General features: G+C 41.6%; 10 protein-coding genes and 1 tRNA gene. 4 read left to right on the top strand and 7 right to left on the bottom strand.

The window, feature by feature from the left end:
* Positions 1–436, bottom strand: a 436-nt coding sequence (locus D6774_00915; GenBank protein RME78513.1) for a hypothetical protein, incomplete at its 3' end; no start/stop codon positions are given.
* A gap of 52 nt (positions 437–488) precedes the next feature.
* Here D6774_00915 and D6774_00920 point away from each other — a divergent pair.
* The 3 genes from D6774_00920 to D6774_00930 all read left to right on the top strand — a co-directional run bounded on the left by D6774_00920 (position 489) and on the right by D6774_00930 (position 2,268).
* Positions 489–1,013: a hypothetical protein gene (locus tag D6774_00920; protein RME78514.1), complete on the top strand. Its 525-nt coding sequence runs from the start codon at positions 489–491 to the stop codon at positions 1,011–1,013.
* Between the two features lie 35 nt (positions 1,014–1,048).
* A tRNA-Thr gene (locus D6774_00925) sits at positions 1,049–1,120 on the top strand.
* 77 nt (positions 1,121–1,197) lie between these two features.
* Positions 1,198–2,268, top strand: coding sequence for a hypothetical protein (locus D6774_00930; protein RME78515.1), 1,071 nt, complete (start codon positions 1,198–1,200; stop codon positions 2,266–2,268).
* A gap of 124 nt (positions 2,269–2,392) precedes the next feature.
* Here the strand turns inward: D6774_00930 and D6774_00935 are convergent, their stop codons facing one another.
* A complete protein-coding gene (locus D6774_00935) occupies positions 2,393–2,695 on the bottom strand; it encodes a hypothetical protein (protein RME78516.1) in 303 nt (100 codons plus the stop codon).
* A 102-nt stretch (positions 2,696–2,797) separates the two neighbouring features.
* On the opposite strand from D6774_00935, the gene D6774_00940 reads away from it, so the two are divergent.
* Complete coding sequence (locus tag D6774_00940; protein RME78517.1) at positions 2,798–4,561, top strand: ribosome biogenesis/translation initiation ATPase RLI; 1,764 nt, start codon at positions 2,798–2,800, stop codon at positions 4,559–4,561.
* Here D6774_00940 and D6774_00945 read toward each other — a convergent pair.
* From D6774_00945 to D6774_00965, 5 genes are all read right to left on the bottom strand, one after another.
* Positions 4,552–5,358 carry an MFS transporter gene (locus D6774_00945; GenBank protein ID RME78518.1) on the bottom strand — a complete coding sequence of 269 codons (807 nt, stop codon included), beginning with the start codon at positions 5,356–5,358 and terminating at the stop codon, positions 4,552–4,554. The genes D6774_00940 and D6774_00945 overlap by 10 nt on opposite strands.
* On the bottom strand, positions 5,334–5,738 hold the full coding sequence (locus D6774_00950) for an MFS transporter (GenBank protein RME78519.1): 405 nt from the start codon (positions 5,736–5,738) through the stop codon (positions 5,334–5,336). The genes D6774_00945 and D6774_00950 overlap by 25 nt, the downstream gene beginning before the upstream one ends.
* Positions 5,735–6,508, bottom strand: coding sequence for a methyltransferase domain-containing protein (locus tag D6774_00955; GenBank protein RME78520.1), 774 nt, complete (start codon positions 6,506–6,508; stop codon positions 5,735–5,737). The genes D6774_00950 and D6774_00955 overlap by 4 nt, the downstream gene beginning before the upstream one ends.
* On the bottom strand, positions 6,505–8,064 hold the full coding sequence (locus D6774_00960; GenBank protein RME78521.1) for a hypothetical protein: 1,560 nt from the start codon (positions 8,062–8,064) through the stop codon (positions 6,505–6,507). The genes D6774_00955 and D6774_00960 overlap by 4 nt, the downstream gene beginning before the upstream one ends.
* Positions 8,064–10,466 (bottom strand): hypothetical protein (locus tag D6774_00965; GenBank protein RME78522.1); only part of this gene is annotated, 2,403 nt, incomplete at its 5' end. The genes D6774_00960 and D6774_00965, both read right to left, overlap by 1 nt.

A 10,466-nucleotide genomic window follows, 5' to 3' on the forward strand; every position in this document is an offset into this window, starting at 1 on the left:
AAAGAACAAAGAGTTGTCGATGATGCTTAAACCACAAGGAGAGGTTTCGCTCAATACCCAAAACTTCTGGAGCGTAGATAAAGGTGAGAAGAATGTAACTTGCAACGTAAATGGGAACATGAAATAAGAGATTTGATTGACCTGTAATCGCGCCAGGAAGAGTGACTCCCGTTCCAAGAACAAAAAATGCTATGATAGAATAACGCATTCCTGCAACACTTTCTCGTGAGCGCAAATAAGGAATGATGAAAAAAAATACGGCAACAGTGAAAATCGTCATGAGTATTTTTGCCACGATAAGCGGGGATGCCTCAAAATAAGAGGACAGTACGTCACCTAGATGAAGTGCGATTATGAAAAGAATTGCTTGGGGAACCAGAAAAAGAATGCAATACCAGGTAAGTTGTGCGAATGTGAGGTTGCGCCTCTTTGCCATACGAAGAAGAGAGAAAGAGAATTTATAAAGATACGTATCTTGTTCTTCTCCTATGCATCCTCTCCTGCGTAAACTTGAGCGTATTGTCGATGACTTGATTTGGCCTGCGCTTATTGTTTTGCTTGTGATCATCATTGTGGAATTGGGGTTTCCACATCTTGCAGATAAGTGGGAGTCTCTCATCCACGTAGCAGATAACTCTATCATCTTGTTGTTTACTGTTGATCTTGCTTTCAAATGGTACAGGACCAGAAAACTCAAGAAGTTTTTAAGGAAGTATTGGCTTGATATTCTTGCAGTTTTCCCTTTCTTTTTGCTCTTTCGCACAATTGAAGGTATTCGTGCACTTTTAGGTAATTCACTTGAGATCGGGGAGCGAACCCAAAGAGTGTTGCATGGAGGAATTGAGCTTGAAAAAGAAGGTGCACAGATCATTCGTGAAATTGAAACCGGTGTGAAGGAAACGTCAAGAGCTCAACGCGCAAGCAGAAGTACTCGCTTTGCAAGATTTATACGTCCGTTGTTCAGATTACCTCGATTTGCAAAGGCAGCGCATTTTTATGAGAAGCCAAAGTAATCTTTTTAAATGAACTCTCTTGCACTCTCCACCATGCCTCAGTAGCATAGTGGTAGTGCAGCTGACTCGTAATCAGCAGGTCGAGAGTTCGAATCTCTCCTGAGGCTTCTCCCCCTCTTCCATTACGAAACAACGCCACTTTTTCTCACCAGATTTTAAAAATAAATTTTCCATAGGACAGAGCATGGAAGCCTACACTCTTCCAAAGCCCCGCTACACTCCAGAAGTAAGACGCATCCTTCGTATTGAGCAGGGTCTTGGCATGCTTGCTCGTATGGTACTGCCTTTGTTCTCAGAGCCTCTTGTTGTGCAAGGAGTGACATCTTTTGATGAAGAAAAAAGACCTCACCTCTATATTGTAAAGCATGAGAGTTATCGTGATAACGTAACACTTCTAGCACTTAATCACCTTGTTGTACATGCTGAGCCTGTACGTGTAATGGGCAAAAAGCTCTATGAAAAAATTCCGCTCCTCAACCAATTTTTGTTTACCGTATCACGTACGAGATATGATGCATTCGCGTCAGATGAAGAAAAACAAAGGGCAAGAGAGCAAAACAGAGCTGTGCTTGACTCTGAGCTTGAAACCGCGTTGCGCACGGGTGTGAACCTAGGTGTTCTTCCAGAAGGCACAACCAAAACGGATGGGTCTTTGTGGAAATTGGGAAAAGGTGCGTATATGCTCTCCCGGGTAAGAGATAAAAAATTGTATTGTATCTTTATTGGATCAACGGAGGATCTTCTGTGCGGAAAGCCTCTTTGGCGAATTCCTCGCGCCCAGACTTTTTTTGCACTAAGTGATGTGCACGTGCCTCCTTGTGACACCCTTGAAGAATTTACGAAATACACGTATACTCAATTTACCCATCTTAATACACTTACCACATCACAACTTGCAGGACACAAAGTGTTCAAACTACTTGAAGAGGGGGGTGAGTCATTTACACTTGTTGATATTGTTGAAACTCTTGCAAAAGGGGTAACCGCTGCAAGAGAACACAAATTGTTCTTTGATCCAAGCTTGGAAACCGAAGAAGGTCTGATTACACGATATAAGAGGTTCTGCGAATCATTGGAGCGAAAAGGATATACTCAAGGTTACAGAATAACCTATAAGCTCTTCAAAGATCGTATTTATACTCGTCCTCATTTGGAGAGGTTTAAAAAAGAAAATCCTCTACTCTACCATGTTAATCGTATTAGGTCTTGTGCAAGGTATGACCAGAACATCGAGAGTGTTTTAGAGCAAATCTAGGAGTTCTTCTTTACTTTTTCCTGCTTGGCAGTGACTGCAAATCCAGTGTTTTTTTGAGTCTTTTCGCATCATAGTGCCAAGAGGTTTGTTAAGGTACTGTGTTTCTATTTTTTTCTTACAAATATCACATTTCTTCATGTTGCCTCTTAATCACTTCTTTTTCTAAATCGCGAAGGAATTGTAAGTCTAGTTCGATATCGGTTGTATCATAGTTCATTTCTCTTGCATTGAGGAGTGCTGTGTGCGCTCTTTCAATAATGCCTTCCAAGTATTCTCTGAACTCTGTGAGTTGTTCATAGGAGCACTTGCCTTTGAGCACTTTTTTAATCTCGTGCAGGGAGTTGCGCTCATCTTCCGTAAATTCAAAGGGTTTAGATACTTCTTTTACCCGCTCTTCAGGAATTTCAGAGTAGTCATAATCAACCATACACCTTCTTAGGCCTATCAGATTTATAATATTACCTGCCTTAACCGCCCTTCTTTTAGTAATCAGGACAATCTTTTTAAACGCTGTTAAGAGGCTTCTCTCATGCCAAGAATTGCTATTGTACGCAAGGAAGATTGTAACCCTGTGGGTTGCGGTAATTATCTTTGTGCACGGGTCTGTCCTGTTAATCGTGATGGAGAGGAGTGTATCAAAGCAGGGTCTGATGGTAAGGCGGAGATTGATGAGGTTTTATGTACTGGTTGTGGGATCTGTCCACAAAAATGTCCTTATGACGCTATTGACATTATCAATCTTCCTCAGGAACTTGCAGCTCAGCCCATTCACCAGTATGGCAGGAATGGTTTTCACCTCTACAACTTACCCACACCTATTTTTGGTTCTGTTGTAGGGGTGCTTGGACGTAATGGTATGGGTAAGTCAACAGCACTTAAGATTCTTGCGGGTCTTCTTATCCCTAATGTTGGACACTATGAGAAAGAGGAGAACTCTTGGGACGACGTTATAGAGTATTTTAAAGGAACTGAGGCACAGTTGTATTTTGAGAAGATGCGAAAAGGGGATATCGTCGTATCCTTTAAACCGCAAAGTGTTGAAGCAATCCCTCAGCAATTTAAAGGGAGGGTTCGTGATTTGCTTGAACGTGCAAATCAGCAAACAGAAAATCGTTTTAACGAGGTAATTACTCAATTATCCCTTAACAACGTTCTTGATCAGGATATTTCTAAGGTTTCGGGAGGGGAATTGCAACGCATTGCAATTGCAGCTGCTGTGCTCAAACAAGCAAACGTGTATATTTTTGATGAGCCTACTGCGTATCTTGATATTAAGCAAAGGGTTATTGTGTCTAAATTCATTAGGGAGCTGGTTAATGAAGAAACCGCAGTGATGGTAATTGAGCACGATTTAATCGTGTTGGATTACGTTGCGGATCTTATCAACATCGTGTATGGTAAGCCTACTGCGTATGGTATCGTTTCTAAACCCCAGGCATGTAAGGCCGGAATTAATGCGTATCTTGATGGTGTTCTCAAGGCAGAAAATATGCGTATTCGTGATAAACCCATTAAGTTTGAAACGCATCAAGTAAAAAAGGAACAATCCAATGTTCATCTTACTGGTTGGAAGGGAATTACTAAGCGTCTTGGAGATTTCTCTCTTGAAGCACAGGAAGGTGAATTAATGGAACAAGATGTCATAGGTATTCTTGGTGAAAACGGTATTGGTAAAACAACGTTTGTGAAAATTCTTGCAGGGGTTATCAAAGCAGATAGTGGTGAGATTACCAACAAGGTCAAAGTTGCGTATAAACCGCAATACATAGAATCTTCTGATGATGTTGTGATGAGTATTCTTGGTGAGCGTTATGAGAAATACCACGCTTCTATTATGAAGCCTCTTGATATTGACAAATTGCTGCTTAAAAAGTTAAATGAGCTTTCAGGAGGGGAGTTGCAACGCGTAGCGATCGCGAATTGCCTCTCTCAAGATGCAGATCTTTTTCTTCTTGATGAGCCTTCAGCGTATCTTGATGTTGAGCAGCGCTTAATAGTATCCAAAGTTATTGCTGATGTAATGGATACTCGTGAAAAAGCTTGCTTAGTTGTTGATCATGATCTTCTTTTCTTGGATTACTTGTCGCGAAAATTAATTGTTTTTGACGGCATTCCCTCCCGAAAGGGTATTGTTAGAGGTCCTTTTTCTATGGTTGAGGGTATGAATACATTTCTTGAACAGCTCAACATTACTCTGCGACGTGATGAGCATTCACATCGTCCTAGAATAAACAATCCAGGAAGTCAAAAAGATAAAGAACAAATCAGTCAAGGGAAGAGGTATTACGTGTGATTCTTCGACAGTCGGAAATAAATCAACAGCGTCGGAAGCAGCAATACTGCCGATAAAAGAAATATCATTCTTACGCTAAGAAAAGACGATAGTACCCCCGCAATAAGAATTGCCATTGCAGATGCTATCTCCGCACCCATACTTTTAACTGAGCCGATGGTTGAGCGCATCTTACTCGGTAGAAATTGTTGGAAGAAGTTCTCTTCAAGGGGAGTTAGATAGCTCATAGCAGAATACACCAAAGCGATAACAAGCATTGCGATGAACTGATTTGTAGTAATAACTCCTATGAGCATAACACAGATAAGGATGAGAATGGTTGCTGCAAAATATATAAGGAGATTACGAATTCTTTGCTTGATTTTCTTTGCAAGTATAGGTGCTGCGACACTTAGAAGGGCTCCTAGAGAAAGAGTATAACCATAGAAACTATCTGGAACTCCGAACTCGAAAAGATATGGTTGAAACAAAAAACCAACCATAGATAAAGAAAGAACAAAAAATAATGTTGCAATAATCAGAGGTCTGATCGTCGGATGTTTTCGTACGTAGTTTACGGATTGTTTCATTTGATTCATCACAGAAGTCTCTTTTTCTTTTCGCGGGGAGCAATCAGGAGCGAAAAAAAGAATCATACCTGAAAAAAAGATAATGATACCCGATACATGCCAAAGCACACTCATGCTAAATGCTGTAACAATATTTGCCGCCAACAACGATCCAATAATGAATCCTGCGTTGCCCAACCAAGTAGAGTTAACAAAATAGTTCTCTAAGAGATTGTTTGCTTTTTTGATTTTAAGTAATCAACAACCCACGCATCAGAAGATCCTGTGGAGAGTGTGATGAACAATCCCCAGAGGGCAAAAACAAGAACCATCCACCAAAATGATGTGAAGCTGGGAGCGAAGAAAATAAGGGTCCCCGATGATAAGAAACTCAAGATGACAGATATTTTTCTCCCATAAATATCTGCAATCGCACCCGTCGGTATATCAAATAAAAGCACAGATACTGAATATGCCAAGAAGATAAGAGATGCCTCAAAAATAGTGAAACCCAACTGAAGCAGATAGACAATCATATAAGCGCCAAGAAGGGAGCCAACACCGTTAAAGAATTCATTAAGATAAAACGGCCAAAGAAGCTTGATTTCTCCTTCTCCAAACACGGTCATATCCTTCTTGCAAATGTCAAAAACCCTGAGTGGATTTTGCTTTTACTTTTTGGTCGTGCTTTGTAGGTGTCTATTTCCCACTCGTCTTCTGAGATAGCAACGGTTTTCATATAGTAGAAATCGTCTGTGTTTTTTTGTATCATGCGCGAAAATTCAATTGCTTGGTTAATCATAGGACTATAATTGACAATAAAACCCCCGATTTTTACTTGTTTGCAAGCAGTTTCTGCTTTAACGGGGTCGGGCAGGTCGAGGATGAGTACATCGCAGTTTTCATCGGCTTTGCGAAGTCCTTTGTAAATATCATGTTTGTAGACTTTGTAATTCTTAAGTCCAAAACGCGAAATGTTGTCTTTTACAACTGCGATATGCTCATCGTTAATGTCATACGCAGTCATCTTCTTGACAAATCGAGATAGGAACACCCCGACTGCTCCGCTTCCCGCTCCTGCTTCTACAACTACGCTATCTTTACCCATGCCAGTAAAGGAAAGAATGTACCCTATGTCTTTTAGAGGGATGATTTGTGCTTGGCGTTTAAGACGAAGATATGAGTCAATAAAGGATCCTTCAAAGATGTGAAATTCTTTTCCTTTTGAACTCTTCACAACGCCTGTTTTTTGCAAGTCTTCTTTTGAGATGATTCCTTCGTGACAGTGAAAATCTTTTGATATGTCTTCTACTGCGTAACGCGCTTCTTTTACTATTGTTACTTCTTTGTCTAAGTCTTCAATGTATTTCTTTTTTTGCGGTCGTAGGAGTATTTTCATAGTTTTCTGAAAAGTTCGTCAATGTCTTTTTCTTGCCAGCCTTTTCTGCGAAGTGCTTGTCTTATGTGTTCTTCATCAAATCCTTTTGCAAGAAGGCGTTGTACGGAAGGCAAGGCGTAGTCTACGTTGGTATGCTTATGTAGTTTCTCTTTTTCAATATGTTCGTCGGTAAAGTCAATTGCTTCTAGAACCTGATCTACTTCATCTTCAGGCCAACCTTTTTGTAAGAGTGCTTGTTTGATAATCTCTTTTGAGTGCCCTTGATGGAGTCCGTGGTAGATGAATTTTTCCATTTCAAGTTTCCTCTCGCGAGGGATGACTAAGGGTTGTTTGATTTCTTGTTGTGGTGTTATTGGCTGTTCTATGCTTGTTGTTTTTCTGCGCGCAAAGGTTATCACTGCGACTACAACTAAGAGGAGAATTGCAATGGTTGGTAGTATTACCCAGAGGATGTTAAACTCTTCTTGTGTAGCTGGTTCATTATCAGGTTCTTCTTTTGGTGGAACAACAACTGCGGGGGGTTGTGTTTGTGTAGTGGGCTCTTGTTCTTCTTTTGGTTTGGGTGCTGGCACGGTGAATCCTGAAAGTGGACGTTTTTGGGGTACTGCTGATGCGAAGAAAATCTGTGCGGAATTTGCATCTGCGTTTTCAAGTCTTACCACTACGTCTTTAATGCCATCTGCGTTAAGGTCTATTTCTTGGTCGAATCCTACGGCGTAGATGGTTGGTTGGCTTCCTAGGCTTCTAAGCATTACTGATGATGTGCTTGGGTTGAGTACGCGGTAGTCATACACTCCTGCACTTGAGATAAGGGTAACAATGCTGTTTGCTCCTAGTGATGCTGTCACACCCTCAGGGGTGAGTGTGATGGAAACACTTGAACTGCTGCGTGAACTACTGCCTCCACCGCCTCCACCACCGCCACCACTACTTGATCCTGAAGCGGTTTGGGTGTCTTCTGCAAGAACAAAAAGGGAGAGCTGCGTTGTTTGCAGTTTTGCAGTGTTTGCAGTGGTGTTAACAACAAGCGATCCTCCTGAAAGCAAGGTTCCTACAGTGTAGAGTTGTTGTACTATGAGGTCTGATGTGTTATCCGTTGTGTTAAAATTGAATTGGTAGACGCGCAGTCTTCCTTCGTCGTTGATATCTCCTTCTACATCGGTGTAATTGAAGGTGATGATGTAGGGGCTTACTACTGATGCGTTAACATCTATTGCATATGCTAATCGTGGCTTGTAGCGAAGACTACTTCCTATACCTTCGCTTGTGTTGACTATCCAGCTAAGATTTGTTGGACGCGGAGTGATGTTAAATGCTGTAGTGTTGCTTGCGGTGAAGGTTGTTTCAAGAGAGAAATTCTCTCCTTGATTGGTAACGATGAGCGTAAGATTTTTTTCTGGAAGTGTTACGCTAAGGGATCCAGAAACTACTTGGTTGGTGAATTCTCTTGGTGAATCAGTATCTTTTATTTGAACGTGCACGGGCTCTGCAAGTAGTGTTGGTAGAACTATGAGGAGTATTATTATGCAAAGTCCGAAGGTGACGTGTTTTTTCATTAGTTAATGTTTACCTCTTGATTTACTGGCGGGTAGACGGTAAAGAGCGTCGCATTTACAAAAGTTGCATTTGTACTGGTTATGTTTGCAAAAATGCTTGCGTTAAACGCTCCAAGATCTGTTGTGTTAGTGAAGAGGTAGTATTGTGTGTCTTGGGTGTTGTTGAAGGTGAGTGTTGTGTTCTTCCCTGCAAGTCCTACGGGAGAGGTAATGTTGATCTCAAAGGCGTTTAGTGCTTCTACGGTGTTTATTGTGATAGTGATGTTTACTGGTTCTCCTTGAATAATTGTTGTTGCGTTGGGAACTATGGAGAGTATGCTAAGTGCTGTTGGGAGTACGGTGAAGTTGTAGCTAAGAACTTCTGTGTTTCCTGCAAGATCAGTGCACGTACTGGTTACTGTGTGTTCTCCTATTGCGAGTCCTGATGCGAAGTAGGTGTGTTGCGTTGTGTTGGTTGTTGCATTGACAAGCGTTCCATCAAGCAGGATGTTACAAGATGCGCTTTCTGTTGTGAAGTTAATGAGAGTGTTGTTGAGTGTGTTTCCTTGGGGAAGTGTGCTTACAAGCGTTGGAGCGGTTTTGTCAATGATGATTGTGTTTGATGTTACAGGCGTTCCTGCAAGTCCTTGATCATCAATGGGGTACACTGTTGCGTTAATAACATCTCCGTCTGAGAGCCCAATGTTAGGAATGGTATCATTAACCATTACAAATTCAACGCCATTGATGGTGTAGTTAATAGTGGTGTTTGATGCTGTGCCATCTACATCTCCTAGTGTGTAGGTAAGTGTCATGTTTTGTGTTGAGACATACGGTGGTGATAAGACCACGTTTGTTGCAAAGGGAGGGTCGTTTACTTCAGTTACGTTGACTGTGACTGTTCCTGTTGTGAAATCACCATCTCCGTCTGCTTCTATTGCGCGTATGGCAAAGGTTTGTATTCCTGAAGCGTTGGGTGCTGGGAAGATGGAGAGCGTGTTTGTTGTGATGTTAATAACTGCTGTGAAGAGGAGGTCTCCTGCAAGAGTGACATTTGCGTAGAGGCCGTCTCCTATGAGTGTTGGCGCGATGTTCTCAAAGGTGAAGTTGAGCGCGTTATCTCCATCAACAAAATAGTTATCAAGATCTACTATGTCAATAGCGTTGGTATCCTCAGTAACGTCTAGGTTGAGTGAGTCGTTTTGTTTGGGTTTATCGTCTGATGCTGTGAAGTGTATGGTTACGTTGCCTGTTGCGAATTTTCCGTAGAGATCTGTTGCTCTGAACGTGAGGTTTTCTGTTACGTTTACTTCCACAAGATCGGTGATGTTTACAAGACCTGTGGTGCTATTAATGTCCACACTGATATTTGCAGTGGGGGTGGTATCAAGTGTGAAGGTGAGTGTATCAGTTGCATTGTTAATGATATCATCATCTTCAAATGCTGCGAAGAGATTAATGATGATGGGGTCCTGTTCGTCTCTTGACGTGTTCTCGGTGATGCCAATGTAGCGAGGAGCGCTTGATTCTACGTCGAATTGATAGGTTGCAACAGTGGATTGTCCTGCTTTGTCAGTTACATTAACAGTCCAGAAGACTGTTGTGTTAATGAGTGCGTAGAGGTTGAGTGTATCAGTGGTGATGGTTGATCCGTTGACCTCTTTGCTGGCGTTATGTGTGGTATTAAGTGGATAGGTGACCTTAACGGTGTTCTCGTTTGCGTCAGAGCTGTTCACCCTTATTGAGAGTGTTTCATTGGTGAGGTGGGTTGAGTCATTTGCGGGGCTTATTGCCGTGATTGTTGGGGGTGTTCTGTCAAGGATGAATGTTCTGTTTTCTGCTGAGAATCCTTGCAAGTTGCTTGCTGTGAACATTGCTTTGTACACACCATCTGCCCAGGGATCAACATCAATGATATCAGAATACGTGTGTGTGACAAGTGTTGTATTGCTAAAGCTTCTTGCATATTTTTGTGTTGTTGCTGGAAGAGGTCCTATGATTTTCAAGCTTGAATTGTATACGTTAAATGCGAAACTGGTATTGGTGATGTCTCCTGTGATCACTTGTGCTTCTAAGAATCCGAAGGAGAAGCTAGGAAGGTTGTTATTAACACTAAAGTTTACGCTTGTGCTGTTGCTATTTCCTTGATTATCTGTTGCCGTAACGTAGAGGGTCATGTTATACACTGTTGCGTTTCCTAAGGGGGTAAAGTTAACAAGCCCGGAGTATATGGGTTCGGATCCTGTAAGCGTTCCATTTGTGAAGATGGTGGAGTTATCAAATCGTACAACGTAGTTAATATCAAGAGAAGGATCTGCAAAGTCTTTTGCTTGAACTACAACGGTGAAACCATCTGCGATTATTTGGTTTTGAGTTGGCGAAGTAATGCTTATGTTTGGAGGTGTGGTATCTAGTTGGAAGGT

Source organism: Candidatus Woesearchaeota archaeon (assembly GCA_003695435.1).
GTDB lineage: Archaea > Nanobdellota > Nanobdellia > Woesearchaeales > UBA11576 > J101.

Excerpts from the sequence above, each read along its gene's own strand:
- D6774_00950 (RME78519.1), bottom strand. The coding sequence starts at position 5,738 with ATGACCGTGTTTGGAGAAGGAGAAATCAAGCTTCTTTGGCCGTTTTAT.
- D6774_00920 (RME78514.1), top strand. The coding sequence starts at position 489 with ATGCATCCTCTCCTGCGTAAACTTGAGCGTATTGTCGATGACTTGATT.
- D6774_00930 (RME78515.1), top strand. The coding sequence starts at position 1,198 with ATGGAAGCCTACACTCTTCCAAAGCCCCGCTACACTCCAGAAGTAAGA.
- D6774_00960 (RME78521.1), bottom strand. The coding sequence starts at position 8,064 with ATGAAAAAACACGTCACCTTCGGACTTTGCATAATAATACTCCTCATA.
- D6774_00955 (RME78520.1), bottom strand. The coding sequence starts at position 6,508 with ATGAAAATACTCCTACGACCGCAAAAAAAGAAATACATTGAAGACTTA.
- D6774_00940 (RME78517.1), top strand. The coding sequence starts at position 2,798 with ATGCCAAGAATTGCTATTGTACGCAAGGAAGATTGTAACCCTGTGGGT.
- D6774_00935 (RME78516.1), bottom strand. The coding sequence starts at position 2,695 with ATGGTTGATTATGACTACTCTGAAATTCCTGAAGAGCGGGTAAAAGAA.